The organism is Pseudoalteromonas sp. AS71 (assembly GCF_038900275.1).
Taxonomy (GTDB): domain Bacteria; phylum Pseudomonadota; class Gammaproteobacteria; order Enterobacterales; family Alteromonadaceae; genus Pseudoalteromonas.
The window spans coordinates 68,975-94,583 of the sequence record NZ_JBBMQZ010000004.1; the positions used below are offsets into that span (position 1 = coordinate 68,975).

Sequence of the window (25,609 nt, forward strand, 5' to 3'; positions counted from 1 at the left end):
TACTGAGTCATTTTTATAAAGCGGGCCACAATTAGTAAATGTAAAATATCTAGTTTAAAAGCCCTTCGAAGTTATTAAACATAAGGAAATACAGTGAATAAAATAAACACGGATGTAAATTATAAAACAATGGCCGGTAATGCGCGCTTAGTGATGCTTGGTGAATCTAGCCATAGTGCTGCTGGGTACAAATATGAGGCTATAAAGGCTATTAGGCAGTTGAAAGCAGCGGGCTTTACACATTTTGCTATGGAAATGTTGCCCCGTTACATGCAGGAAAAAATAGACTTTTACCAAAGAACAGGTAAAGGCTTTGACAGCATACAACAGTTTTTCGATAAATACTGGTTTCATGGTTATTTTACGGCTCATGCATATGCTGAGCTTGTAAAGGCTTCTCGTGATTTAGGATTAAAAATTGTAGCGCTAGATGTTTATATCGAAACTATGGAGGTAATGGATAGTGTATGCCCATCAGCTAAAGCTCTTACTGGAAAATGTTTTGATGCACATACATTTAGAAATGCTCTTTGGGCTTATAATTTAGCTAGAATCCTTAAGAGTTCTAACCAAAATAAGATTGTTGCTTTCATGAGTCGATGGCATGCGGTTAAGAATTTAAAGTACCAAATAGGAGTTGATTCATTAATTAAAGAACATGGTATTCAAAATGTTCGCTTTATTGATTTTATCGGTGGTTTAGCTTGTTACAGTGACAGAAGTTGTGAGGGTATGTCTAGTCAGAACGAGGACTTGAAAGCGAAGTACTTTTACAAGGAAGGCTTCCCACATGAAAATACTGTTAAATCTTTCCAGGTACACTTACCCGAAAAACGTATAAATAGTGATGGGTCTTTCCAATGGTAAAAGGATTAACTTCGTTTGTGTTCGCATTATCTTTATTGACTTTTGTACATGCTAACGCATCTATGTTTCCTGATATAGATATTAATGATTCAAGTTTGACATCAGATACTGCTGCAAAGCAATGTGCAAAAAGTTTTATGCATGCCCCACATAAATTATTACTTTGGTGTGAAAAAGCCTATGTAATGGGTCACTGGGAGTCTTTGTATTATATAGGGATGTATACTGGGGATGGCTCTCGTTATTTAGATGAATTAAATACGCGAATGAATCAAGGTGAAGCTAATGCTATTAATACATTAGCTTGGCTATACCAAAGTGGTCGCTTTGTTAATAAAGATATAAGAGAAGCAGCACGTTTATATGAACTTTACTTGGCCCAAGAGAGTAACCAAGTAATCTTTCTTAAAGCTTCTACCCATTATGAATTGGCAACAATATATGAAAAGCTGGCTATGTGGGGAAAAGTAATAACCCATACACAATACGTCATAGATAATGCCGACAGAGATGGCCGCATAGCAGTTGCAAAAGATTTACAAAAGCAAGCCAAAGCCTCGTTAGCTGAAAATTAAACTTTAAATGTATTTACCTAGAAATATAAAGGAGCTATGAACGCCTAAGCTAAGGCGCTATAGAAATGATATGGAACAACAAAACCAACAAACATTAACTAACCTTGTTTACGATATATACGAAGACCCAACTTTAATAGAAGAGCATCAAGTGCTTATAAAACCTTTGCTGTGCGATTTAGTTGCTAGTGCGCCAACTGGGTTTGAAGGTATGGCGACGATGATTAATACCCATATTTCTAATGGGTTTAAATTCAAAAATCCTAAAATACAAAAATTTGAACTTGAGTCGGGGCTTTTAAAACTTAAAACGTATTTTCAAAAAATAAACCTATAACACCTACCTCTCTTTATTATTGAGCACCCACATATTTAATTTTAATGCAGCACGTGTGCTGCATTCGTTTCTTCTCATTAAGGATGATGTATGAGCCTTATCACCACGAGTATTTTAATGCTGTTTTTGCAGCCTTTATTTGTATATTTAGCTTTTTTTAAAGAGTCTGAGCGGAGTGCCCAAAACCGTTCACTTGATAACGAAGATGCTATGTATCTATTTATAGCACCAGGGTTAGCTGTATTTTATCCTGATGACTTTTGGCAGGCAGTACTTTATTTAGGAAGTGTATGCCTATTAGGTTTAATGCTTGCCATTATTGTAAAAAGCAAAGCTAAAAAACGATTAACAAGGGATGACGCTATCGGGTTTACTATTGCCAGCTTTTTATTTTTTTGGATTATAAAATTAATTATTGGTGGGCTAGGATATTTTTTTAGCGAAAATGCCGCGAATGCTTCAGCGCCTGTCATAGGTGAACAAACTTATTCATCAACTACAGGTGAGCTTTTAAACTGGGGGTATTTATATTATCAGTTTTGGCCAACGCTATACTTTTTACTCTTTATGTTAGCCACATTAGTTATAAAAATAATTGAGAGCCGGTTTAATAAACATTCATTTTCAGGCTCGCTCTTAATATTGGGCGCAGTTTTGGCAGGTGTATCACCTTTATTTGGGCATGCTTTTATTTTAGGCGTTATCGCAAACTTTTTTATATTTTTTGTTGTGTGCACGGCATGTATAGAAATTGATAAAAGGAGCGATCCTTCAGCTGGTGCTATTAGTTTTATATATGGTTTTTTGCTTGTGGGCGGTATCGCGTTTAGTAGTTTTGGTAAATTAATATATACGCTATTTTATAATTAAATTAGGATTGTTTTTTGATTAAAAAACATGCAGTATAATTGTACCTAATTAGTATGTTCCCCTACTTTTTTTAATATAAATATGGTTGGTGTAATTAATTGGCCATAAACATTAAGTAGCTTATAGCTAGGTCTTGGGAGAGTGTTTGCTTTGTTTTTATCGCGTTTAAAAATTTTTGTGTTGGTAATAGTCTCTATTACTGTTGTTTTTTTTACTACATCACAGGCTTGTGCGGATATGTTTGGCTTTTTTAATAAACAAGAATTTTATTTATCGGCTCCAGTAAAGGGGCAGTTATTAGATAATGGGCAGCCAGTTGCAAACACTAAAGTAATGCGCTCACTCACCTATGGCGATGAATACGTTGACGAAACCAAAACAGATGAACAGGGTTATTTTACTTTTACAGAAAAAACAATAAAAACAGGTAAGCCCTCTAATATGTTTGATAACGACTCGTTGGTTCAGCATATTTATTTAGAAAACGGCACGCCAGAAGGAATTGTTTTATGGTACACGCTTGTTTCAATTCATGAAAAAAGTGACACACTTAAAGAGCTTCTTGCACACTTGAAGTGCGATATTTCTAAAGAGCCGCAAACATACGATATTCCAATTAAAGAAGATACCAGCCACGCTTTTGCGATTTACACATCATGTAAACTTTAACTATTAATTTAAAGGGAACTTATATGAATACTTTGACGCCAACCCAAGCCGTACAATTAGCTAACCTTGCTTATAAAGCAAAAAGCATTAAAACCACTAACTTACTTCATCGTTCACTTCATGCATCTTTGCGCGACAATTTTAACTTTTCAGTTAACCCTGGCGCAGTACAAGGTGTAACGGGCGGTTTTTTCTCCCATTTATTTAATTTAAGTACGGGTTTTGCTTTAGTAGGGCATGGGCTTGGCGATTATCAGGGTGATTCAGTTATAACAATTCGAGGTACTAACTCGCTAAGAGATGGCTTAACTGATGGCCATTTTGGTTTAAGTGGAGGCTCAAACGGCAGTATGGTGCATGCTGGGTTTAATAAGACCTTTTACAGTATGAAGCCCGCGTTACAGGAGTTTGTTGAAGCTAATATTAAAGATAAAGTAACCGATTGTATTCATTTAGTTGGCCACAGCTTAGGTGGTGCATTAGCGACGCTTTCTGCCGATTGGATTAGAGCTGAATATTCAATACCTGTAAAGCTATATACGTTTGGCTCACCGCGCGTTGGGCTTGAAAACTTCTCTCGGGCTGCGACATCAAGAATTGATAAAATTTATCGCTGTACTCATGGTGCAGACCCAGTTGCTAAGGTACCTTTGTGGCCGTTCTCGCATGCACCTTATAGCGGTCAAGAAATACGCTTAGATAATGGGCAAGGTTTAAAAGGTGCTGCCCATACCCTCAATGGTACGCCTGGCTATATAAACACAGCCAATAGTAATAATTGGAATAACTTAACCATTCAAGCTAATCATTTTTTGAGTACCCCTGTGCGTCTAAAATTTGAAGATAGAAATCAAGCCTCTTTTACTTCTCACTGGGCTGATAAGCTAGGGGCTGCGTTAGTCACACTTATAAAAGATGCGGGCTATTACAGTGCAGTAGCAGCTCAAGCTGCTATTGGTACTGGGCTCACTTTTTACGATATGTTGGCGCGTACTTTAGATAAAATAGCTAAAGCGTCAGCCTCGTTTGCAACACAAACCTTAGGTTTACTAGGGCATATGTTAGTGTTTGCTGGCAAAGTAATTAGTAAAGCGGTGGAGCTTACATATAGCTTTATAAAATCGGTATTCGATTCAACCCTAGGTGCTTTATACCGAGCGGCGAGAGAGGGGCTAAGTGGCTTAGATTAACTTTAATCTAGCCCTCAATCTCGCTCTAACAAAATAGCACCACTTTGGTTTTCGCCTAAGTGGTCGTTTTTGTTATAAATAGGGCATTTACTCATAGATAAGCACCCACAGCCAATACATCCATCAACGCGATCGCGCAAACGCTGCATATATGCTATTCCCTCGTCCAGCTGTGCTTGCCATTGCTTTGAAAGGGCTGCCCAGTCTTTTTGCGTAGGTGTGCGCTGATCAGGTAATGTTGCCAGTGTTTGTTTAATTTCATCAAGGGTTATTCCCATTGCTTGTGCGGCTTTTATTACCGCTATACGGCGCAGTACATCTTTTTTATAGCGGCGTTGATTGCCGCCATTTCGCCAGCTACGTATTAGTCCTTTGGTTTCATAAAAATGCAGGGTTGATACTTTTACGCCGCTACGCTTTGCTACATAACCCACGGTTAAGTTGGCCTCTGTTAGTTTTTTTTGATCTATTGGCATTATTTTTAATTTCCGATTGACCTCAATATAACTTGAGGTTTTAAGCTTCTTTCAACATTAAAAAAGGAGCTAACTAAATGCAACAAAAACTTGAGCGTAGTACGGTTATTATTTATTCAAGCGCACGCAAAAATGGTAATACACAGGCGCACGTTAACGGATTTGCAGAGCAAAATAATGTGCGTGTAATATGTTTGGATGATTATAAAATAGCGCCGTACTGCTATAACAAAAACTATAATAATGATGACTTTTACGCTGTGTTTGAAGCACTTTTAACGTATGACCATTGGGTGTTTGCTTCGCCAGTTTATTGGTACAGCACCACAGTACAAATGAAATTATTTATTGATAGAATAACCGATTACATGGACGATGAAGCATTAAAACCTAAGCTTCGTAGTTTACGTAGTAAGCATTTTTCAGTGCTTTCGAATGCGTCATCAAGCGAAGCTCCCGCCTGTTTTGTCGAGCAGTTTAAAAATACGTTTAGCTATTTAGGTATGCAGTTTATTAACCACAACCATAAAAGTACCCAAAAGGTTGCTTAAATTGCAGCCTTTTTTGGTTGTCTCTGGTAGTTTAGTAATACGCTTAAAAAACAAAGGATAGTTTAATGAAATATTTACTATGGTTAGTACTAATTTTTAGCCCGTTTATTAATGCTAATGAGCAACCAATTAAAGGGTTTGGGAATTATTACAATGTTCCTCAACATGATGAAATAAATGACTCTACGGTATTTAAAATAGCCTTTGATGTTGCAGATGGCGCTAAAAAAGGTGAGCAGAACAATTCAATGAACTCACTTGCACGTTTTATTAATATGCATGTAGCACACGGTGTAAAGCCAGATAACATTCAATTAGCGTTAGTTGTGCACGGTAGTGCAAGTGTTGATGTGTTAGCTAATAGCGAATATAAAAAACGTTTTGACGCTGACAATAAAAACCAAGCGTTAATTGAGCAGCTACTTGCTAATAACACGAAAGTGTATGTTTGCGGGCAATCGGCTACTCACTTTAAAGTAACGCCAGAGCTTTTAATTGATGGCGTAAAAATGTCACTTTCTGCGATGACAGCACATGCTCAGTTACAACAACAAGGTTATACACTTAACCCATTTTAATGACTCAAATGATAAAAAATATACTCTGCTTTGGTGATTCTAATACCTGGGGATTAAACTCTATAACGGGTAAACGCTTTGGTGAAAATACCCGTTGGACATCGCTATTAGCTAAGAATTTAGAGTGTGCTTTTGCTATTATTGAGGCGGGGCAACCTAACCGCACGTTAGTGCATAACCCGCCTTTTGATGGTGTGCTGAGTGGTGTTAGCTATTTAAAGCCTTATTTAGAGGCGCATCGAATTGACTTTATTATTATTGCCCTTGGTACAAACGATCTTAAAAAACGTTTTAATTTAACTCCTAGTTTAATAGCAGATGGCTTGAATGATTTAATTAACTCAATACATAGTTATTATCAGAAAAGTAGTACTTTAAAATCACCTAAAATTATTATTGCTAGCCCACCTAAAATAAGAATTACCGAGCAGTATTCGCGTATTTATGAAGATGCAGATATAAAAGCAACAGAGCTCTCTAGTGCATTTAAAAGTGTTGCGGCTAATAATAAGTGCGCTTTTATTGATTTTAACTCGTTTATTAATATAACAGATGGTGATGGGATTCATTTTGATGATATCCAACATTTGGCAATAGGCTTTAAAATAACGCAATTGGTTCAAAACTCACTCAACAATTCTTGAATCTATCTATTTGAATTTAGTACGACTTATGTAATCATCTAAAAAAAGCGACATAAATTAACAACTTCGAGATGCTATGAAAAAGTACCAACAAAAATCTATTATAGCCATTTTAACCGGAGGGCTGGTATTTGTAGCTGGCTGTTTTATTTTGCTCAACTTTGCAGCTCAACAATTAACAGCACAAACAAAATCTGATGCTGAGTATATTCTCACTCATATAGAAGGTGCAATTGCAGAGAGGCGTCGAATACTTACCCCATTAAATAAGCTTGCGTTTAAACAGTGTGACAACACAACTCTTCTTGAGATGCGCCGCGCTTTATTTGATGCAAAATATGTAATTGATATAGGTTTTTTTAAAGGTAACCAGCTAGTTTGCACTACGGGTGCAGGCTTATTAAGTAAACCAATTAACGACAAACAGCCTGACTTTATTCGAGATGATGAACAGGTGAGGGTTCGTTTTGAGCCAGAGCTTTATCTATTATTGTTTAGTGAACGCCCTATGGAGGTAATTATAGTCAGGCAAGGGGACTATAATTTAATTATGCAGAGTACGCCTTTTACCAACATTGGAATTACTGCGCCAGATTGGGAAGTTATTTATAAAACACCAAATACTTTGCATCATTTAGCAGGTAAAGAAGGGCTGTATCAGCAGGTAAAAAGTAATATTTTTTTTCCTTACGAAACTAATTCAGTTTGTAGTTCTACAAGTAGTCAATATTGTGTAGTAGTGCGCTTACCTTGGAGTCTGTTTTTTTCTAATAATCACTTATTATTAATAATTTCGTTAATTTTAACGTGTTTAGCGGGCATATCGAGTGCGTTAATAGTTGATGCGAGAATTGCTGCACGCCGCTCTACCAATCAGCGTATTCGTAAAGGACTTAAAAAGGGGTCATTTTATTGGACTTACCAGCCCATTATTTGTTTGCAAAGTGGCAAGCTGATTGGTTGCGAGGTACTTGCACGTTTTGAAGATAAGTACGGTGTTTTATTTCCTGATGAGTTTATTCCGGTTATCAGAAAAAATAATTTAACATGGACTTTTACTGAAGCAATGATTGCAACGGCAATAAAAGAGTTAACCTCTATAGAGGTATTGCCAGAAGGCTTTAAAGTGTCGCTTAATATATTTCCGTGTGATGTAGAGCTGGGTAATGTGTCGTTACTGCCGCAAATTACAGAGCTTACCAACTCACGCTTTATTATTTGTTTAGAGATAACTGAAGACGAATACCTTGATACAAGTATCGCGCATGCTCATTTTAGAACCTTGGTTGAGTCGGGATTTAACTTATCATTAGATGACTTTGGTACGGGTTACTCAAATTTAAGAAACTTACAAAATTTGAGTTTTCATCAACTAAAAATTGACCGTACATTTGTACAAGATATAGCCACTGAGGGCTTAAAAGCCTCTATGATCCCAAATATTATGGAACTTGTGCATAAGTTTAATTATACCTGCGTAGCAGAAGGGATTGAAACTACAGAGCAAGAAGCTATTTTAAAAATGGCGGGGGTACATTACGGACAAGGTTGGAAGTATGGCAAGGCCATGACCGCGTCTAAATTTAAAAATTACATAGCTAATCAACATTTTTAGATCTCAGCTGCCATACTAAGCGTATCGTTATGAAATTTAAAAAATATTAGGTTTATTATGATCAAATTAATATTAAGTGCTTTTGCATTTTTACTACTTAGTGCATGTACAACACAATACCCAAACCAACAATTAACAGGTAAACAGTTTCCAAGCATTAGTGGCGAAAGCTTAGAACAAAATATGGTAAATATACCTAGCGACTTTAAAGCAGATAAAACACTACTGCTTATTGGTTACAAACAAGATAGCCAATTTGATATAGATCGTTGGTTAATTGGCTTAGACATGGCAGGCATTAAGCTTCCTACTTACGAGCTACCTACTATTGCGGGCATGGCACCACGCATGTTCAGCACATTTATAGACAGCGGTATGCGCAAGGGCATCCCTAAAGAATTATGGGGTGGAGTAATCACTATTTATAAAGACGGTGAAGCGGTTCAAAAATTTACAGGTAATGAAAGCCCGAATAACTCACGTGTTGTACTTATAAATAGCAGCGGCGAAATTTTATATTTTTATGACCGAGGTTTTTCGGTAGATGCGTTAAATAAATTAAAAGCGAGTATAGAATAATTGATCCTAAAAGTTAGTTTAGGCTAATGCATATTTAAGGCTTTATAAGTTACTAATCCGATCTGTTATTTATCTTATAAAAGCAGTTTTTAAAATGAAATAAATGATGGTTATATGCTGATTTTATTCGTCTTTATTTATTTTAGGATGAAATATAAGAATATCGCTTTAATACCAAAATCTGATTGTAAGTTGTATTTGGTTTCGGTAATGTGGGGTAAATGTTTCAAGGACGAAATTTATGCTAGATAAAAGCTCAGTATTTGTAAAAACAACATTTCAAACATCTTTTCACTCACATAATTACACCGCTATTTTAAGAACGCTTCAAGCATTGTTTAGTGATGTTAAAATGGATGATGCTGTGCCTAAAGCAGAACAGCGAACTAATTATGATTTGTTTTTAATCGATGGTGCTAAAAGCAAATGGCAAGACCTCATTCCTGCAGATCTTATTTGTTTAGCTAAACACTATAACGTTGTCATTTTTAATGTTGATAGAGAAGATGTATGCGAGCAAAACTTATTGCTTAACCATTTTAATGGCGTTTTTTATAAATCAGATGCACCAGAAGAGATTTTCAAAGGATTACTTCGGGTTAATACTGGCGAGCTTTGGTTTACTCGCAAAGTGATTTCAAAAGCATTTAACGATATTTTAGCCGTAGCATCATCGTTTAATAGCCTACACGACGACATCGAATTAAAGCAGGACGATTACGATCATTTAACAAAGCGTGAAAAGTCTGTTATTCATTTAATTGCACAAGGTGCGAGTAATCATACAATTGCTGATAAACTTAATATTAGTGATCATACTGTAAAAACACATCTTTATAGCGCGTTTAAAAAAACGAACTCACGCAATAGAGTAGAACTTGCTAATTGGGCTCAGCGCTATATATCAGTTTTGCTGCCAATGGCTAAATAAGAGTAAAGCCACCAAGATTTTATCTAGGTCAATTAAGTAAAATTTTATCCTCTAGATTCTTATAAAGTTAGGGTAAGCGAGTTACTTTCAACTAACTAGCCACATAACCTATAAAGGCTACAATATGTAGCCTTTAGTTAATTCAGGAAATCAGTTTACGCTGATTTTTTAGCCCATAAGCCTTTATCAATACCTTTTGTTATAAGATCTGTAAGCGCTTTTTCTATTGCTTGTGTTACACAAATACTCATAGGTTCGTTGTCGCTAAAGCCAGCTTCAGCTTCGGCTAAACGTTTGTAGCTCACGTATCTAAAAAATCCTGCACGCATTTCTTGGCTTAATACTTTTTTGCTGGTGGCTACACTCAGTAATACTTGCCCTGTTCGAACATCAACAGCACGTAGATATATTGAAATAGCATCTTCGCGATAAAGCTCAGAGGCGCCTATACCAAAGTACTCCATACCTAAACCACCTGTTTTTACATTGGTGTCGTAGCTTATAATACCGCCTTCTAAAATAATTTTGGCGGTGGTAAGCGGTGGTAAATCAGCTTGGTTAGGGTTATCGGCTTGACCTGCACGAATGATTTTTCGCTCAGTTAAAATATTTTGTAAACCCTCACGTTCTACTGGCGTAAACCAATCTGATTCGTGTAGTGCTTGGACAAGTATTGAGTTAGCACCTTGAGTAACAGCCGTCGAAAACGAGCTTACGTTAGTTTGTGGCTTATATTGCCCGGTTTGATCTCTAAATGAGTAAACCGATACAGGAATACTACCGACAGGTTTAGGTAGGTTTTTTAGATCCGCAAATAATTCAGTTGGCTCTAAGCTAATAGCTTTTTGCTGTGATGGTGGAATAAGAATTCCCAAACTTGCACAGCCGCTCAAACCCAGTAATGTTATTGTTATTAGTAGTTTATACATTATCCAAACCTCGGTACTTCAATTATTACAACAGAGTCATCTAATATATTTGTTATTTTTACTGTAATAGAATCGGTTGTGCTGGTTATAACTTCAATTTGATAATCACCACTCATAAAAATAGAGTCCTGATTAAAAAGGCTATCTTCTATGTCCTCACCAAATGCCATATCGGTAATTTCTCTTACCATGCGGTTTAAATAGGTGCGCTCTAAAGAATCTTGAAATTGTTCAGCGTAACCTTTTTCGATTACTGGCGCTTTATGCTTGTTTTGAGCTTGCGCTTTGCTCAGCAACATATTTGCGTTTAGTGGGTTTCCACCAAAGCTTGGGTTGATTGGGGTATAAATTATTTCAGTCGCTTGGGACGAAAAGCTTAATGTTGTTATTATTATAAGGGCTATTTTTTTCATTTTACCATCCATCTTTAGCCATATCAGGGGTTGATGCAGCCATGTTTGAGCGAGCCATTGCATCTATTACTGTATAAACAGCTTGCTCTACACGCTCATCAAGGGGTTCTAATCTGCGACCTAAATAAGTCGCGTAAACAAGCTGGTTATTCATTATTAAAGAAAGCTGTGTACCTGCTTTTGGTATTACGGTTTCTTTTATTTCTATATTAAAACCAGCCGTTGAGGGGAGATCTCGCCAATAGTTTGAAAATTCATAATAAAATTGATGACCAAAGCGGCTAATACTTCTATCTAGTAATAAGCCATCTATTTCTAGTTCATCAGCAGCATGAGTTGCCCCAGAAAAACATAGGAAGAGTGTGAGTAGGTAACTATTAAAGCTAATGTTTTTTTTCATAATTTAAAATGGGGAGAGGGTCGCTCTCCCCACCTCAATAATTACATTTGAGTAATTGTTGCTGTATTTCCATCACCCATTTGGGTAACAGATACAGTGCTGTTAAAGCCAATTACAGAGCCTTCAACAATGTTATCGTTACCAATTTGAGTAACACTAAATGATACGTTTTCACCGCCAACTAAAAATGCTGATTGTTCAACGCCAGTAACCCAGTTACCTTCGCCTGTTTGTGAAATATCAATACTATGGTTGTTGCCTTCAACCATCATATCAATAAGATTTAACATGCCATTTTGTGCAATATCAATTTGATTATCGTTACTGTCTAAAATGCCTGCAAGTGTAACAATTGCTTCGTTTTGCGAGCCATTTTGGGTAATATCGATATCGTTATTATTAGATGTAAGTGATACATCGGGGTATGACGATTGCACTAGCATTGCATTTTCATCACCAGACTGAACCAAATCAACATCGTTACCTGTGCCATTAAAGTTAGCTAAATGAACAGAGTTTAAATCGCCCACTTGATTGGTCATAAACTCATTATCAGAACCAATAACACCCATATAAGTTTCGTTTAAGTCACCCATTTGGATGGCAGTAACTTCGTTATTATCACCAATAATATCGGCAGTTGTTAAGTTTTCAGAGCCAACTTGTGTAGCAGAAACTTCGTTATTTGAGCCTTCAAACAAGTTAGATTCAATAGTATTCATTGATCCTTCTTGATCTAAATCTATTTCATTATCGTCGCCAATAACGGCTGCAAATGTTACTGCGTTTGTATTACCATCTTGTTCAATTGAAAGCTCATTAGCATCACCAGAAATAGAGCTAAATGTTGCTGTATTGCGATCCCCCAATTGCTCAACTTCAAGTTCATTTTCATTACCTTGAAGACTACTTACTTTGAACGTACTCCAATATCCATCTTGTACTAAATCGAGAACATTTTCGTCGCCCGTAAGCATGGTTATTTCAGCTTCATGCCATTCACCTGTTTGTAGTGAGGTGATTTCATTTGCGTTTCCTTGCATATCCATGTTGTAGAACCAGTGGCCACCAGTGCCTTGTTCAACATCAATGATATTATCATCGCCAGTTACAATATTAATTGCTTCGTTATTTACAAAAAAGCCTTGGCCAAATTGCGAAACAAATAACATGTTATTATTGCCAGTCACCTCAGTAATAAAACCATTAGCAACACCATCTTGGGCGTATACTTGCGCGTTGTTATCGCCAATAGTTGTAACTTCACCGTAGTTTCCAGATTGAAGTTGAGAAACTTCAGTTTCATTGTTGTTACCTGTCGTAGTAACAAGCATGGTATTGCTGTCGCCGTCTTGAGTTAGTAGCGCAGTATTTTCATTAAAAGTTTGTGTTAGAGTCATCGAGTTTTCAATACTTGCTACAGAAACGTTAGTAGCAAGTTCTGAGTTTGATGCTGATTTGCTTGGCGTATCTGCATAAGAGGCAAAGCTAGTACCCATTGCAATTGCTACTGCGCAGCTTAAAAGTGATTTGTTCAACTTCATTATTTTCTCCTTGAAATATTAAAACCAAACACCTTAAATTTTATAGGTTTTATAAGGTATTTGCTGTGTCAGCATGCCGTGCCGATATAATGTTTTGTGATCCACCTGAAAAGCTCTAAAGTAAAATTTACGATGTCATTAATAATTATTACTAAGCGTTTTGTCATTATTCTTAACTTACGTTTAATAACTGTTAACTATTAAGTACCCAATTACTGTATTCCTCTAATGTCATTTCTTAAATCATCATTTTTTACCAATTATTTAGTTTTTATTTTTCAGTTGCTTATGAGGGTTTTTGGTTTTTTTTATTAATTTGATATAAAAAGCAGTAAAAATTAACGGCCCTGTATTAGGTAAGTTGCTGAGTGTTAATTTCATTAAAAGGTCTGTATTTAATGTTTTTTTAATACATTAACTGGTCAAAATAGTTGGTTTTTACAGCGTTTTCATTTTTTAGCTTGTTTAATGATTCGTTTGGTTGTTTCCTAAACATATGCCATGTGATCCCTTGTACTCGAAATAGTGAAAGAACGTGCTTAGAGCATCTAAGCTAACCCAACAAAACTATGGATAGAACAATGAAAACAAAATTATCTATTATTACTCTTGCTTTACTACCGTGTTTAGCTGCAGCAAAACTTCCTGATGTGGGTGTAAAGCAATCTGTAGCTGCTAGCAGTGATTCAATAATTGTTAAATATAAAAGTAATGCAACGAAAGAAATGCGTAAGCAGGCTCGTTCATTAGTTAAAGCTAAAATTACTGATATAAATAAAGATGAAATTGACGACAGTTATACGTCTTTACTTTCAGGGCGTTTAGCTAAGTTTAAAGTGTCGGGAATGAGTACTAAAGACGCTATTGCTCTTTTAAAGTCTCATCAAGCAATTGAATACGTAGAACCTGATTATCGTGTAAGTATAGCAAGCGCACCAAATGATCCTCGCTTTGACGAGCTTTGGGGCTTAAATAATGAAGGTCAGACTGGCGGTACAGCCGACGCTGACATTGATGCAGTCGAAGCATGGACGATTTCTACAGGTAGCCGAGATGTAGTTGTGGGTGTAATTGATACAGGTATTGATTATAGCCATAGTGATTTAGCGAGCAATATGTGGGTAAATACCTCTGAAATTGCAGGCGATGGTATCGATAATGACGGTAATGGCTTTATCGATGATATTCATGGTATTAATGCGATTACCGATAGCGGTGACCCTATGGATGATGAAGGTCACGGAACGCATGTGTCTGGAACTATAGGTGCCAGTGGTAATAACTCTGTGGGAGTAGTGGGTGTAAATCATGAAGTATCACTTGTAGGTTGTAAGTTTTTAGATGCTGCGGGTAATGGTTCAACATCAGACGCTATTAAGTGTATTGATTATATGGTTGGCCTTAAAAATTCTGGAGTTAACCTACGCGTATTAAACAATAGCTGGGGCGGTGGTGGTTACAGCCAAGCATTAGCTGATGCTATAGACTCTAGCGAAGCGGCTGATTTACTATTTGTAGCTGCAGCGGGTAACGATACTATTGATAACGATGTTAACCCTCACTACCCATCAAACTATGAAAACGCCAGTGTGTTATCGGTTGCTAGTACGAATCAAACTGATGATATTTCGTGGTTTTCGCACTATGGTTTAACAAGTGTTGACATGGGCGCACCAGGCACAGCTATTTTATCTACTACACCGGGTGAAAGTTACGCGTCATACTCAGGTACTTCAATGGCAACCCCCCATGTTGCAGGTGCTGCAGCGTTAGTGTTATCGGTTAATCCTGAGCTAAGTACTCAAGAGCTTAAAGAACTACTAATGAGCTCTGGCGATGCGAATGCTGCGCTACAAGGTGTAACTGTTGCAGGTACTCGTCTTAATGTAAACCAGGCACTTATTGATGCCGATCCAACACCAGGCTTTAAAATTTCAGCCGATCCACTTACGCAACAAGTTGAGGCCGGCCAGGCTACATACTACACATTTACAATTGGCTCTATTGCCGAGTGGGATGAAGAAGTAACGCTTGAATTATCAACAACATTAGCTGGTGCTTACTTATCAGCAGTTACAGCGCGTCCTGGCGATGAAGTAAGACTTAACGTTGAAACAGACGTTGACACTCAGTGGGGTGATTACGAGCTGATGGTAACAGCTACGGCAGGTGATATTGTTAAGCAGCAATCAGTTGATTTAATGATTCAGCCTGTAGGATTAAACGACTTTACTTATAGCAGTAGTCAAAGCGTTGAAATTCCTGATAACTCACCAGTAGGGGCTGTATCAGTAATTAACATTGGCGATGATTTAACCGTATTTGGCACTACAGCAGATGTTGATATTTCTCATACTTACTCTGGCGACTTAGTGGTTAAGTTAGTATCTGCCCAAGGCACACAAGTAACACTACAAAGCAATGTAGGTGGTTCAGCAGATGATATTGTTAGAAGCTTTACGTCTGAATCATTTAACGGTGAAGTAGCTACCGGCGATTGGACACTACAAGTAGAAGATACTGCCGCAGCCGATACCGGCACAATTAATGGTTGGTCATTAACGCTAAGCGCTATTGGCGAAGTTAGCCCACAACCACCACGCGCAGATTTTGAGGCTGAAACACAAGGTCTAACAGTTAATTTTACGGACTCAAGTACTGATGCTAATAACGATATTACACAGTGGAGCTGGGACTTTGGTGATGGTGCAACATCATCTGATCAAAACCCTATGCATGTGTATGCAGCATCAGGTAATTACGATGTTGAACTTACGGTAACAGATAGTGAAGGCAATACAAGTACATCAACTCAAACGGTTGTAGTAAGTGATGTAGAGCTAGAACTGACCTTAAAGCGTGCTAATAAGTCTCGCCTTGATACTATGCGAGTAGATATAAGTTGGGAAGAAGTTGGTGCTGAATCTCTAAGCTTATACCGTAACGGTGAGCTGGTAGATACAACATCAGATAGTGGTCGTTACCGTGATTACGTGCGTGGAGCTACTTTACCATCGTACGATTACCAATTATGTGTAACAGAAAATGTGTGTTCGAATATCATCACAGTTTCTTTTGAATAAATTTCACTACTCCTAAAGTGACCTTAAGCCCAGCATTGCTGGGCTTTTTTTGTTTAAGCTATTAGAGTTTATTTTGAATGGTATATCGGAACTAAGCTTTTTTATACGGGTGAGTTTTAAGCCAGTGCTCGGCGATTTGCTCCCGCGTGGCAAACCAAACCTGCTCATGCGAGCGGGCATATTCTAAAAACCGTGCTAATGCTTTTATTCTTCCAGGTCTGCCAATTAAGCGACAATGCAGCCCTATCGACATCATTTTTGGGGTGTTTTCACCTTGTGGGTCGCCTTCCTCGTATAGCGTATCAAAGGCATCTTTTAAATAATTATAAAACTGATCGCCTGCGTTAAAACCCTGCACGGCAGCAAAGCGCATGTCGTTTACATCAAGCGTGTAGGGCACTATTAACTGTGGTTTACCTTCTTTAATACTGTAAAAAGGTAGGTCGTCGCTGTAATCGTCGGCATCATATAAAAAATTACCATTTTCAACTACAAGTGCTGCGGTATTTGGGCTAGTTCGGCCGGTATACCAGCCTTTGGGCTTTTTACCTGTGAGCTTTTTAATTACATCAATGGCTTGTTGCATATGCTCGCGTTCGGTTTGCTTATCTATATTTTGATAATTAATCCAACGCAGGCCATGGCTTGCAATTTCGTGGCCCGCTTCAACAAGGGCTTTAGCTACATCGGGGTGGCGCTCAAGGGCCATCGCCACTGCAAAAATGGTGACCGGTATATCGTATTTTTTAAATAAACGCAGTAGCCTCCACACGCCAGCGCGTGAGCCATATTCGTAAATAGACTCCATGCTTATATGGCGGTCTTCAACATGCGGGGCACTGACTATTTCAGATAAAAATGTTTCAGCGGCTGCATCACCATGCAGCACGCAGTTTTCGCCGCCTTCTTCGTAATTTAATACTACTTGCACTGCAATGCGGGCTGTATTAGGCCAGTTTGCATGGGGTACATCTGGACCATAACCAATTAAATCGCGCGGGTAGTTTTTAAATTGCTCGCTCATTTTATTGCTCCTTTTTAAGTGCTGTGAGCCAAGCGCCGAGCGTTTCGCGCTCTTTGTCTGTCATTTTGGTCATATTAGCCAGTGGCATATCTTTGGTTATAACCGCGCGGGTATGAATAAGCGTACTGGCTTTTTTTACATCACTGATAGAGTCGAGCTTAAAACCTAGCGGCGCTGTTTGAAAAAGCTTTGATGTAGGTGTTTCGCTGTGGCACTGTGTACAGTGCTTACTAATTATATCCCACGCTTGTGCGTCGGTAATACTTGCTTGTAAAGGTGCGCTTTCGCCTGCATTTGTTGGTGTACTGGGCCAAGGGGCTATGGCGAGCATAAGGGCAAAAAAGGCGGCAATACCGCTTACAAGTACTGAGGGCTTATTAACACCTTGATGCTTTAAGTTAAAGTAATGGCGTATCCACATACCAATACCAAACAGCGCAATTAAAATAAGCCAGCCAAAGTTGTGGCTATACGTGTAAGGAAAGTGATTGCTAAGCATAATAAATACCACAGGTAACGTGGCGTAGTTATTATGAATAGAACACAGCTTTGCCTTTAAACCTGGCGCTGAATCAGGGATTCTACCCGCTTCTACTTCACTCACCATATAGCGCTGCCCTGGCATAATAATGTGATACACATTACCCACCATACACGTGCCAATAAGTGCACCTACATGAATATACACAGCGCGGTCACTAAATAGCTGATCGACCCCGTAAGTCCAAAGGGCCAATATTCCAATAACGACAGCAATAAACACTTTGCCGTTTTCAACCAGTGGGGTTTTACACAATAAACGATAAACACCATAGCCTAAGCCAATAAAACCAAGGGATGCGCCAATAGCTGCAAATTTACTTAGCTCACTTTTGCTGTTATCAATTAAATACACATCGGCACCAACATAATAAAGTAAGCTAAATAGTAATATACCGGTGATCCACGTTGTGTAGGCTTCCCACTTAAACCAATGCAGGGTGTGAGGCATTTGTTCAGGGCCATTTTGATACTTAGCCACTTCGTAAAAGCCACCGCCATGCACGGCCCATAAATCGCCTTTTATGCCTTTATCTATTTTCCACTGCGGTGGTGTTTGTAGGTTGTTATCAAGCCATGCAAAATAAAATGAAGCGCCAATCCATGCTATACCAGCAATAACATGAAAATAACGTAGTACTAAATGAGCAAGCTCAAATAAATAGTTTTCCATAACGGTTAAGCCTCTTCTAATACCGGTGAGCGGGTGTCTGAAAATTGATTGTTATCATCGCGCTTATACACACTTTTACCCATGATGTAGGTTTGCTCAACGCAGCGGTCGTCGCCTAACATCATCATTGCAAATAGTTTTTCATGCAGGGTTTTGGCATGTTGTATTCTAAATTTTAAAAATGGGGTTGCTGAACAATCCATTACAATAAAATCGGCTTCACAACCGGCTTCAAAATTACCAATTGTCCCTTCTAAATCAAGTGCTCTAGCACCGCCGAGAGTTGCTAAATACAGCCCTTTAAATGCCGAGAACTTTTGCCCTTGTAATTGCTGAATTTTGTACGCTTCGTTACCTGTTTGTAGCATAGAAAAACTTGTGCCTGCGCCTACATCGGTACCCATGCCTACGTTAATACCGTGCTCTTCACAGGCTTTTAAATTTAAAAGGCCCGAGCCTAAAAATAAGTTAGAGGTAGGGCAGTGCGAAATAGCCGCGTTGTTATCTGCAAGGCAGCAAAGCTCGCGCTCAGATAAATGAATACTATGAGCAAATACCGAGCGTTTACGCACCATTTTAGCTTGCTCGTACACGGCAAGGTAATCTTCGGCTTCAGGAAATAACCCTTTTACCCATTCGCACTCGTCTTTGTTTTCAGATAAGTGGGTATGCAGGTAGGTGTCGGGGTATTCTTCTAATAATTGAGTACATTTTTGTAGTTGCTCTGGAGTAGATGTGGGCGCAAAACGTGGTGTTACTGCGTAGCTTAACCTATCAACATTGTGCCATTTTTCGATGAGTGCTTTTGATTGATCGTAACTAGTTTGCGGGCAATCTGATAAATCGTCAGGGCAGTTTCGGTCCATCATTACCTTACCGGCAATCATACGTAAATTACGTCTTTGTGATTCTTTAAAAAACGCATCAACCGATTGTGGGTGCACAGTGCCAAATACCAATGCGGTGGTGGTGCCGTTACGCAGTAGTTCGTCTAAAAAGCGATTAGATATGTCTTTTGAATAGTGCTCACAGGTAAACTTTTTCTCTGTCGGAAACGCGTATTCGGTGAGCCAGTTTAAAAGCTGCTCGCCATACGCGCCGACCATTTCGGTTTGTGGCAAGTGTATGTGCGTGTCTATCATGCCGGGCATAACCAGTTTGCCATCGTGGCGTATAATAGTGGCTGATTTATCTAAGCTTGGCAGTATGTCTTGCTCGTAACCAAGTTTAATTACTTTGCCGTTTTGAATAACTAACGCGCCTTTTTCAAAATAGCGATGGGCGTTCTCGCCGGCTATGGCTGGGTCGTCAACAAAATCTAGTATGTTGGCACAAATTACGGTCATTTTATTATTGTTTTGCGTGCTCATTGTTAGCTGCCTCTGTACGTTGAGTAGCCAAATGGGCTAAGCAATAACGGAATGTGATGGTGTTTTTTGTCTTGTAATCTAAAGGTTATTTGCGCCTCTGGGTAAAACGCTGGCATTTCTTTATTTTGATAATAACTATCTAAATCAAACTCCAGTTTGTAGGTTGTAAATTCTACGTCTGTATCTAGCCAGTCGGTAATTCGCCCATCAGTATCTGTTTTGCCTTGAGCAATTAAATGCCACTCGTTATTGCTCTGTACAAATAATTTTACTGCTACATTTGCAGCCGGTTTACCAGTGCTGGTATCGAGAATATGGGTAGTGATAGGGCTTTTTTTCATACTTTTATTCATAGCAATGACTCCAATCTTATTGTTGTTATTTTGGCTTGTTCGCCCGCGGCAATATTTAGCTCTGTACTGCGGGGGTTGTGTATGCGCTGCTCTATGAGTTTAAGCATTTGTTCGGCCGTTTTACCGGTGGCGCACACAATAAAAATAAAACCAAACGTGCTGAGGTACTCTTTATTGAGAGCAATCATTTTTGTAAGTACGGCTTCGTTTGCTTTGCTCATACCCGATTGCTCATGGCCCGCTTTTTGAGCAGTGGCGGCGTATTTTTTGCTAAGGGTTGATAAATCTCCTATTTGCGGGTGACCTTCAAAGGCTGCTAAATAGTCGCTCTCGCCTAGGCTATCCCATACGCTTTGCGCGCTTTGATATAGGTGCTCTTTACTTTCAAATGGCATGATATTTAGCATACCGCTTACCCAATTTGGTGCTGCGCAGCAATGCTCTAATGCTTGGTGGGCTTGCGCTGCATTTAGATTATTAATTTTTAAGCTACTCATGCGCTTTCTTCCTCGTGCGTGGTGCTAATTAAGGCATTTTTAAGTGCGCGCCATTGCAAGCCTTGGCGTTTGGGTGCGTGGGTTTGCATAGCTTGATAAAGGCCAATTAACTGCCCGCTAATTGATATTGCTACTTCCATAGGTAGCTTGCCCGTAATATTTTTAAGCCCAACAGGGCAGACCATTTGTTTTATTTGATCGGTGGTAAAATCGCGATGAGCTAGGCGTTGTTTAAAACGTTTTGCTTTAGTGTCAGAGCCAATAACGCCCAGCCAATTGGCATCAGCGCGTTTAATAATGGCTTGGGTGAGTGCAAAGTCGAGCTGGTGGTTATGGGTCAGTATTAAGTAATTGTTAGCTTTAGGCGCACGCTCTACTTGTTCTGTTGGCTCTTCATCAACCACTTTTACTACGTTATTTGGCATGGCCTGTGGAAATACATCTGCGCGGCTATCTATCCAGCGTATGCGCATAGGTAGTTGTGCCAATATACCAATGAGCGCTTGTGCTACATGGCCTGCGCCGTAAATGTCGAGGGTAAAGCGCTCGCATTGCATGCACTCAAGCATAACGGTGGCAGCTCCCCCGCAGCATTGGCCTAAATTTGCACCTAGGTTAAATTGCTCAATTACTTGGGCGGCTTCGCCTTTGGCAAGTAGTTCGCGGGCTTTTTCAATTACTACGTATTCAAGGTGACCACCGCCAAGGGTGTCGTAAATATGCTCGCCGCTTATTACCATTTTAGAGCCTGTGCCGCGTGGGGTTGAGCCATTTGTGCCAAGCACTGTGGCAATAACATAATTAGTGCCGCTTTGTTCGTACTCGTTTATAGCCTGCGCCCAATTTTGAGTATGAAAACCCTGAAACGACTCATTTAAATTAGCCATGTTGATGCTCCTTAAACCAGCTAGCGGTTTGCTCAATTGCATTTAATACACGCTCAGGTGTCGCAGGCGTATCAAGTGGAGCAGTGTATTTGTAATCGGCCACACTGCTTATGGCATTACGAATAGCACTCCACACACTAAAGGCCAACATAAACGGCGGCTCGCCAACCGCTTTTGATCTAAATACGGTGGTTTCTGGGTTGGCAGAGTTATATAAATTTACGTTAAATTCGGCGGGTGTATCGCCAATGGCTGGTATTTTGTAGTTAGCAGGACCAAAGCTTGCAAGCTGGCCTTTATCGTTCCATTGTAAGTCTTCGGTGGTAAGCCAACCCATGCCTTGTACAAAGGCGCCTTCAATTTGGCCTATATCAAGTGCTGGGTTAATTGAGCTTCCCACATCGTGCAAAATATCAACGCGTGTTACCGTGTTTTCGCCCGTAAGTGTATCTACCTCAACTTCACTCAGTGCTACGCCGTGAGCGTAGTAAAAAAACGGCCGGCCTTCGCCTTTAGCTCTATCGTAATGAATTTTAGGCGTGGCGTAATAACCGGTTGATGAAAGCGATATACGATTCATGTAAGCAAGGTTTGCAAGTTCACTAAAGCTAATTTCGCCTTTACTAAAGGTAATTAGGTTATCTTTAAATACAATAGTTTTGCTCTCAACTTCAAAGTGCTCGCTTATAAAGTGTATTAAGCGCTCTTTTATTGTGTTTACTGCATTTAGTGCCGCCATACCGTTTAAGTCGGTACCACTTGAGGCAGCTGTAGGCGAGGTGTTTGGTACTTTGTCTGTACGGGTAGCGCTAATACTTACTGCGTTAAAATCAACCCCAAAACCATGAGCCACAATTTGTGCAATTTTGGTGTTAAGCCCTTGGCCCATTTCGGTGCCGCCATGGTTTAAATGTATCGAGCCATCGCTATAAACATGCACGAGTGCACCAGCTTGATTTAAGTGTTGTACAGTAAACGATATACCGTATTTAACCGGTGTCATCGCAAGGCCTTTTTTGATAATAGGCGACGATGCGTTAAATGCTTTAATAGCAGTTTTGCGTGCCCAGTAGTCACCCGACTCCTCAAGCTGGCTTATCATATCTATTAAAATATGTTGCTCTACGGTTTGATGATACGGCGTGGTGTCGCGGCCTTTTTTGTATAAATTAAGTTTTCGGATCTCAAGCGGATCTTTACCTAATTTGGCTGCTATATCGTCCATTATTAGCTCGCCCATAATCATCCCTTGCGGGCCACCAAATCCTCTAAATGCGGTATGGCTTACGGTATTTACTTTACAGCGATTACCTTTAATTGTGGCGGCTGGGTAGTAGTAGGCGTTGTCGGCATGAAACATGGCGCGGTCTACAATTGCATCCGATAAATCGGGCGAGTAGCCACAAAATCCGTTTACGGTAATGTCGGCACCTTCTATTAAACCATATTCGTCAAAACCGACATGATAGTGGTTATAAAAAGGGTGGCGTTTACCGGTTAATTTAAAGTCGTCGCTACGGGCTAGGCGCATTTTAACTGCGCAACCAAGGTAGTAAACCGCAAGGGCTGCAAGGCATGCCCATGGTGCGCCTTGAGTTTCTTTACCGCCAAAAGCACCGCCCATACGGCGGGTTTCTACGTTTACAAAGCTAAATGGCTTTTTTAAAATTTTAGCAACTAAGTGCTGAACCTCAGTAGGGTGCTGAGTTGAGCATTGAACATGAATCCCGCCGTCGTTATCGGGCTGAGCGAGTGCTATTTGCCCCTCAAGGTAAAAATGTTCTTGCCCGCCTATGTGTATTTCGCCTTTAAGCTGGTGGGCTGCGTTATTAATTGCGTGCTCGCTGTTACCACGGTTAAGTGAATGAGGCGGCCTTACCCAATGCTCTTTTTTTATTGCTTCTTTAATATCAAGTATTGGCGTAGTTTGCTCGCACTCTATAACCACTAAACGGGCCGCGCGGCGCGCTATTTCGTAGCTGTCGGCAACGATTACTAATACAGGTTGTCCGTGGTATTGAATTTCATGGCTGGTGAGTAATACATCACCAGGAAATACCGGGCCAATATCTAATTTACCCGGTACATCTTCGGCCGATAAAATGCGTTTAACGCCTTCAACTGCCAGTGCGTGACTAGTATCTATTGATTTAATAAAGCCGCTTGTAACAGGCGCAAGTACAGGGTAGGCATGTAGGCAACCGTAAGGCTCAGGGTTATCGTCGGCAAAATTTGCACTGCCACAAACTTGTTTAATAGCGCTTTCGTGATATTTAGATTGTCCAACGCTACCACCTTGGGCTTTTAGTTTATCCATTTCAAAGTGACGCATGTGAGATCCTCGTAATGGCAATGTCGTTATTGTTTTTACTGCTACTTGGCTGTGCATCGCAAAACTCAATTCCAATACGCTGTAGCAAATTTTTGCTTACCGTACTGCGGTAATGTGCGCTGCTGCGTACATCGCTCATGGGTGCAAAGTCATCGTTTACAGCGGTAGCTGCATCTATGAAAGTGCTCACTTGTAATGATTGAGATATCAGCTTTTTCTCAATATGCTGCGCGCGTTTAGGAATAGCCGCCATCCCACCCATAGCGCAGCGAGCTTGAGTGATCATGTTTTGTGAATGCTCTATAGCAAGCACCAAGCAAACGGTAGATATATCGTCTTCAAATCGTTTTGATATTTTATGACATGCCAGTTTTAGTGACTCTGGTCGCTTTGGGATGGTGAACTTACTAATTACTTCATCGCTTTTAAGAACCGTTTTTTTGTAATCAATAAAGTAGTCGGCAACTTTAATAGTGCGCGTGCCTGCGCTGCTCAATAAATCCATTGATGCATTAAGAGCGATTAAAAGGGGAGCTGGATCGCCAATTGGTGAGGCATTCCCTATGCTGCCACCCAGTGTGCCGCTGTTTCTTACTTGGCTTGATCCTAAGCGTTCAAATAGCTCTTTTGACTCAGGGTAATGGTTATAAAATGCCTCAACAAATTGGCTATAAGGTAGTGCTGCACCAATATGTAACTCACCGTTATTATCTGCCAAGGTACAAAGCTCCTTTACTTGGCTAAGGGAGATAATTACATCCGGTAAGAGCATGTTTTGGCTAAGCTCAATGGCAAAGTCGGTGCCACCAGCAACTAAATGTGCATAAGGATAAAGCGCTTTTAGCTCAACAAGTTGTTGGGCAGTTTGTGGTAAATAGAACTTGCGAGGACCATTTTTTAAAAATGGAACATCGTCATCATATTGCGTATTAAGTGACGCTTTAAATTTTGCGGCCATTGTTGAGTACGGTTCAGCTTTACGCTCATAGCTATAGGCTTTTTCGGCTGCAAGTAATATTGGGCTATAGCCTGTACAACGGCATAAGTTACCGCCAAGTGCATGAATAACCGCTTTTTTACCGGGGTACGTAGGCTCATTAATATAAAGAGCCAACAAACTCATTATTATACCAGGCGTACAAAAACCACATTGCGAACCATGGCACTCTACCAGCGCGCGCTGCACAGGGTGTAAATCGGTTAAATTTGGGTATAAACCAGTAGTCACAGCTTCTACTGTTACTATATGTTTTGCATGCGCATTACCTAATAACAATAAGCAACTGTTCATTGTTTTGTATTGCCAGCTAGCTTGCCCGTTTGCATTTATACGCTCTTCACCCACTAAAATAGTGCACGCGCCACAGTCGCCAGTTGCACAGCCTTCTTTGGTGCCCATTTTCCCTTTTTTGGTGCGAAGCCAGTCCAAAATGGTGAGACTTGGCGAACATTCTTGTATTTCAATTGGCGTGTTATTTAATAAAAATTGAATCACACAGACCCCCTTAATTTTTATAAAGCCCTGATACATAAAGGCTTGGCATATGTTTTTTCTTGTTGTTTGCGCACGGGTAAGAAAAATACTTTTTAATCTTGGTAAGTATATTGCAGTTACCATGCCATTGTTGACCGCTCGGTCAGCTGGTTGTTGTTAGTATGCTTATTAACTTAATAAGCACTGA

At 39.6% G+C, this 25,609-nt stretch carries 26 protein-coding genes; 13 read left to right on the forward strand and 13 right to left on the reverse strand.

The genetic code is table 11. From position 1 onward, the window contains the following. Window positions 1-93 precede the first annotated feature (93 nt). The 6 genes from WNY98_RS04180 to WNY98_RS04205 all read left to right on the forward strand — a co-directional run bounded on the left by WNY98_RS04180 (window position 94) and on the right by WNY98_RS04205 (window position 4,508). A complete protein-coding gene (locus tag WNY98_RS04180) occupies window positions 94-867 on the forward strand; it encodes a ChaN family lipoprotein (protein WP_197184753.1) in 774 nt (257 codons plus the stop codon). Window positions 868-884: 17 nt separating this feature from the next. Next, a complete protein-coding gene (locus tag WNY98_RS04185; RefSeq protein WP_331459313.1) occupies window positions 885-1,442 on the forward strand; it encodes a hypothetical protein in 558 nt (185 codons plus the stop codon). A gap of 70 nt (window positions 1,443-1,512) precedes the next feature. After that, window positions 1,513-1,779 carry a hypothetical protein gene (locus WNY98_RS04190; RefSeq protein WP_342877207.1) on the forward strand — a complete coding sequence of 89 codons (267 nt, stop codon included), beginning with the start codon at window positions 1,513-1,515 and terminating at the stop codon, window positions 1,777-1,779. 90 nt (window positions 1,780-1,869) lie between these two features. Further along, window positions 1,870-2,649: a hypothetical protein gene (locus tag WNY98_RS04195; RefSeq protein ID WP_342877208.1), complete on the forward strand. Its 780-nt coding sequence runs from the start codon at window positions 1,870-1,872 to the stop codon at window positions 2,647-2,649. A 237-nt stretch (window positions 2,650-2,886) separates the two neighbouring features. Further along, window positions 2,887-3,318, forward strand: a complete 432-nt coding sequence (locus tag WNY98_RS04200; RefSeq protein WP_342877209.1) for a DUF6795 domain-containing protein — start codon at window positions 2,887-2,889, stop codon at window positions 3,316-3,318. A 23-nt stretch (window positions 3,319-3,341) separates the two neighbouring features. Then, entirely contained in the window at window positions 3,342-4,508 is a 1,167-nt protein-coding gene (locus WNY98_RS04205; RefSeq protein ID WP_342877210.1) for a lipase family protein, read from the forward strand. A gap of 14 nt (window positions 4,509-4,522) precedes the next feature. Here the strand turns inward: WNY98_RS04205 and soxR are convergent, their stop codons facing one another. Further along, a complete protein-coding gene (soxR, locus tag WNY98_RS04210) occupies window positions 4,523-4,984 on the reverse strand; it encodes a redox-sensitive transcriptional activator SoxR (protein ID WP_342877211.1) in 462 nt (153 codons plus the stop codon). A 77-nt stretch (window positions 4,985-5,061) separates the two neighbouring features. Here soxR and WNY98_RS04215 point away from each other — a divergent pair, with 77 nt between their 5' ends. The 6 genes from WNY98_RS04215 (at window position 5,062) to WNY98_RS04240 (ending at window position 9,882) form a co-directional block, all read left to right on the forward strand. Next, window positions 5,062-5,535, forward strand: a complete 474-nt coding sequence (locus WNY98_RS04215) for a flavodoxin family protein (protein ID WP_197184759.1) — start codon at window positions 5,062-5,064, stop codon at window positions 5,533-5,535. A 65-nt stretch (window positions 5,536-5,600) separates the two neighbouring features. Further along, on the forward strand, window positions 5,601-6,113 hold the full coding sequence (locus tag WNY98_RS04220; protein ID WP_121954180.1) for a DsrE family protein: 513 nt from the start codon (window positions 5,601-5,603) through the stop codon (window positions 6,111-6,113). 8 nt (window positions 6,114-6,121) lie between these two features. Further along, a complete protein-coding gene (locus WNY98_RS04225) occupies window positions 6,122-6,757 on the forward strand; it encodes an SGNH/GDSL hydrolase family protein (RefSeq protein WP_342877212.1) in 636 nt (211 codons plus the stop codon). A 76-nt stretch (window positions 6,758-6,833) separates the two neighbouring features. Then, window positions 6,834-8,372, forward strand: a complete 1,539-nt coding sequence (locus WNY98_RS04230) for an EAL domain-containing protein (RefSeq protein WP_342877213.1) — start codon at window positions 6,834-6,836, stop codon at window positions 8,370-8,372. Between the two features lie 57 nt (window positions 8,373-8,429). Further along, the gene (locus WNY98_RS04235) at window positions 8,430-8,951 is read left to right on the forward strand and encodes a hypothetical protein (protein WP_342877214.1); all 522 of its coding nucleotides are present in this window, start codon (window positions 8,430-8,432) and stop codon (window positions 8,949-8,951) included. 241 nt (window positions 8,952-9,192) lie between these two features. Beyond that, window positions 9,193-9,882 (forward strand): response regulator transcription factor, encoded by a 690-nt coding sequence (locus WNY98_RS04240; RefSeq protein ID WP_342877215.1) that lies wholly within the window; start codon window positions 9,193-9,195, stop codon window positions 9,880-9,882. Between the two features lie 155 nt (window positions 9,883-10,037). Here the strand turns inward: WNY98_RS04240 and WNY98_RS04245 are convergent, their stop codons facing one another. Genes WNY98_RS04245 through WNY98_RS04260 form a run of 4 tightly spaced genes read right to left on the reverse strand, consistent with a single transcriptional unit; the run spans window position 10,038 to window position 13,168 of the window. Beyond that, window positions 10,038-10,811 (reverse strand): CsgG/HfaB family protein, encoded by a 774-nt coding sequence (locus WNY98_RS04245; RefSeq protein ID WP_342877216.1) that lies wholly within the window; start codon window positions 10,809-10,811, stop codon window positions 10,038-10,040. Next, complete coding sequence (locus tag WNY98_RS04250) at window positions 10,811-11,236, reverse strand: curli assembly protein CsgF (RefSeq protein ID WP_024598529.1); 426 nt, start codon at window positions 11,234-11,236, stop codon at window positions 10,811-10,813. The genes WNY98_RS04245 and WNY98_RS04250 overlap by 1 nt, the downstream gene beginning before the upstream one ends. Further along, window positions 11,226-11,624, reverse strand: coding sequence for a curli production assembly/transport protein CsgE (locus tag WNY98_RS04255; protein ID WP_024598530.1), 399 nt, complete (start codon window positions 11,622-11,624; stop codon window positions 11,226-11,228). Before WNY98_RS04255 ends, WNY98_RS04250 begins: the two co-directional genes overlap by 11 nt. Before the next feature lie 41 nt (window positions 11,625-11,665). Then, window positions 11,666-13,168, reverse strand: coding sequence for a curlin (locus WNY98_RS04260; protein WP_342877217.1), 1,503 nt, complete (start codon window positions 13,166-13,168; stop codon window positions 11,666-11,668). Window positions 13,169-13,749: 581 nt separating this feature from the next. On the opposite strand from WNY98_RS04260, the gene WNY98_RS04265 reads away from it, so the two are divergent. Further along, entirely contained in the window at window positions 13,750-16,251 is a 2,502-nt protein-coding gene (locus WNY98_RS04265) for a S8 family serine peptidase (RefSeq protein WP_342877218.1), read from the forward strand. 91 nt (window positions 16,252-16,342) lie between these two features. Here the strand turns inward: WNY98_RS04265 and puuE are convergent, their stop codons facing one another. The 8 genes from puuE to xdhA are packed head-to-tail and all read right to left on the reverse strand — an operon-like array spanning window position 16,343 to window position 25,422. Continuing rightward, window positions 16,343-17,275, reverse strand: a complete 933-nt coding sequence (gene puuE / locus WNY98_RS04270; protein ID WP_342877219.1) for an allantoinase PuuE — start codon at window positions 17,273-17,275, stop codon at window positions 16,343-16,345. 1 nt (window position 17,276) lies between these two features. Continuing rightward, entirely contained in the window at window positions 17,277-18,488 is a 1,212-nt protein-coding gene (locus WNY98_RS04275; RefSeq protein WP_342877220.1) for a urate hydroxylase PuuD, read from the reverse strand. Between the two features lie 5 nt (window positions 18,489-18,493). Continuing rightward, a complete protein-coding gene (gene guaD, locus WNY98_RS04280) occupies window positions 18,494-19,858 on the reverse strand; it encodes a guanine deaminase (protein WP_342877221.1) in 1,365 nt (454 codons plus the stop codon). A 2-nt stretch (window positions 19,859-19,860) separates the two neighbouring features. Continuing rightward, window positions 19,861-20,211, reverse strand: coding sequence for a hydroxyisourate hydrolase (gene uraH / locus WNY98_RS04285; protein WP_342877222.1), 351 nt, complete (start codon window positions 20,209-20,211; stop codon window positions 19,861-19,863). After that, on the reverse strand, window positions 20,208-20,708 hold the full coding sequence (uraD, locus tag WNY98_RS04290; RefSeq protein ID WP_342877223.1) for a 2-oxo-4-hydroxy-4-carboxy-5-ureidoimidazoline decarboxylase: 501 nt from the start codon (window positions 20,706-20,708) through the stop codon (window positions 20,208-20,210). The genes uraH and uraD overlap by 4 nt, the downstream gene beginning before the upstream one ends. Continuing rightward, on the reverse strand, window positions 20,705-21,595 hold the full coding sequence (gene xdhC, locus WNY98_RS04295) for a xanthine dehydrogenase accessory protein XdhC (RefSeq protein ID WP_342877224.1): 891 nt from the start codon (window positions 21,593-21,595) through the stop codon (window positions 20,705-20,707). Before xdhC ends, uraD begins: the two co-directional genes overlap by 4 nt. Next, window positions 21,588-23,927 (reverse strand): xanthine dehydrogenase molybdopterin binding subunit, encoded by a 2,340-nt coding sequence (gene xdhB / locus WNY98_RS04300; protein ID WP_342877225.1) that lies wholly within the window; start codon window positions 23,925-23,927, stop codon window positions 21,588-21,590. Before xdhB ends, xdhC begins: the two co-directional genes overlap by 8 nt. Then, window positions 23,914-25,422, reverse strand: coding sequence for a xanthine dehydrogenase small subunit (gene xdhA / locus WNY98_RS04305; RefSeq protein WP_342877226.1), 1,509 nt, complete (start codon window positions 25,420-25,422; stop codon window positions 23,914-23,916). The genes xdhB and xdhA overlap by 14 nt, the downstream gene beginning before the upstream one ends. Window positions 25,423-25,609 lie beyond the last annotated feature (187 nt).

What these genes read in the sequence shown, in the direction of transcription:
- guaD (WP_342877221.1), bottom strand. Translation starts at nt 19,858, where the DNA reads ATGAGCACGCAAAACAATAATAAAATGACCGTAATTTGTGCCAACATA.
- WNY98_RS04240 (WP_342877215.1), top strand. Translation starts at nt 9,193, where the DNA reads ATGCTAGATAAAAGCTCAGTATTTGTAAAAACAACATTTCAAACATCT.
- uraD (WP_342877223.1), bottom strand. Translation starts at nt 20,708, where the DNA reads ATGAGTAGCTTAAAAATTAATAATCTAAATGCAGCGCAAGCCCACCAA.
- WNY98_RS04235 (WP_342877214.1), top strand. Translation starts at nt 8,430, where the DNA reads ATGATCAAATTAATATTAAGTGCTTTTGCATTTTTACTACTTAGTGCA.
- xdhC (WP_342877224.1), bottom strand. Translation starts at nt 21,595, where the DNA reads ATGGCTAATTTAAATGAGTCGTTTCAGGGTTTTCATACTCAAAATTGG.
- puuE (WP_342877219.1), bottom strand. Translation starts at nt 17,275, where the DNA reads ATGAGCGAGCAATTTAAAAACTACCCGCGCGATTTAATTGGTTATGGT.
- WNY98_RS04215 (WP_197184759.1), top strand. Translation starts at nt 5,062, where the DNA reads ATGCAACAAAAACTTGAGCGTAGTACGGTTATTATTTATTCAAGCGCA.
- WNY98_RS04245 (WP_342877216.1), bottom strand. Translation starts at nt 10,811, where the DNA reads ATGTATAAACTACTAATAACAATAACATTACTGGGTTTGAGCGGCTGT.
- soxR (WP_342877211.1), bottom strand. Translation starts at nt 4,984, where the DNA reads ATGCCAATAGATCAAAAAAAACTAACAGAGGCCAACTTAACCGTGGGT.
- WNY98_RS04195 (WP_342877208.1), top strand. Translation starts at nt 1,870, where the DNA reads ATGAGCCTTATCACCACGAGTATTTTAATGCTGTTTTTGCAGCCTTTA.
- WNY98_RS04265 (WP_342877218.1), top strand. Translation starts at nt 13,750, where the DNA reads ATGAAAACAAAATTATCTATTATTACTCTTGCTTTACTACCGTGTTTA.
- WNY98_RS04205 (WP_342877210.1), top strand. Translation starts at nt 3,342, where the DNA reads ATGAATACTTTGACGCCAACCCAAGCCGTACAATTAGCTAACCTTGCT.
- WNY98_RS04255 (WP_024598530.1), bottom strand. Translation starts at nt 11,624, where the DNA reads ATGAAAAAAAACATTAGCTTTAATAGTTACCTACTCACACTCTTCCTA.
- WNY98_RS04260 (WP_342877217.1), bottom strand. Translation starts at nt 13,168, where the DNA reads ATGAAGTTGAACAAATCACTTTTAAGCTGCGCAGTAGCAATTGCAATG.
- WNY98_RS04250 (WP_024598529.1), bottom strand. Translation starts at nt 11,236, where the DNA reads ATGGATGGTAAAATGAAAAAAATAGCCCTTATAATAATAACAACATTA.
- xdhB (WP_342877225.1), bottom strand. Translation starts at nt 23,927, where the DNA reads ATGCGTCACTTTGAAATGGATAAACTAAAAGCCCAAGGTGGTAGCGTT.
- WNY98_RS04190 (WP_342877207.1), top strand. Translation starts at nt 1,513, where the DNA reads ATGGAACAACAAAACCAACAAACATTAACTAACCTTGTTTACGATATA.
- WNY98_RS04220 (WP_121954180.1), top strand. Translation starts at nt 5,601, where the DNA reads ATGAAATATTTACTATGGTTAGTACTAATTTTTAGCCCGTTTATTAAT.
- WNY98_RS04225 (WP_342877212.1), top strand. Translation starts at nt 6,122, where the DNA reads ATGATAAAAAATATACTCTGCTTTGGTGATTCTAATACCTGGGGATTA.
- WNY98_RS04230 (WP_342877213.1), top strand. Translation starts at nt 6,834, where the DNA reads ATGAAAAAGTACCAACAAAAATCTATTATAGCCATTTTAACCGGAGGG.
- uraH (WP_342877222.1), bottom strand. Translation starts at nt 20,211, where the DNA reads ATGAATAAAAGTATGAAAAAAAGCCCTATCACTACCCATATTCTCGAT.
- WNY98_RS04275 (WP_342877220.1), bottom strand. Translation starts at nt 18,488, where the DNA reads ATGGAAAACTATTTATTTGAGCTTGCTCATTTAGTACTACGTTATTTT.
- WNY98_RS04200 (WP_342877209.1), top strand. Translation starts at nt 2,887, where the DNA reads ATGTTTGGCTTTTTTAATAAACAAGAATTTTATTTATCGGCTCCAGTA.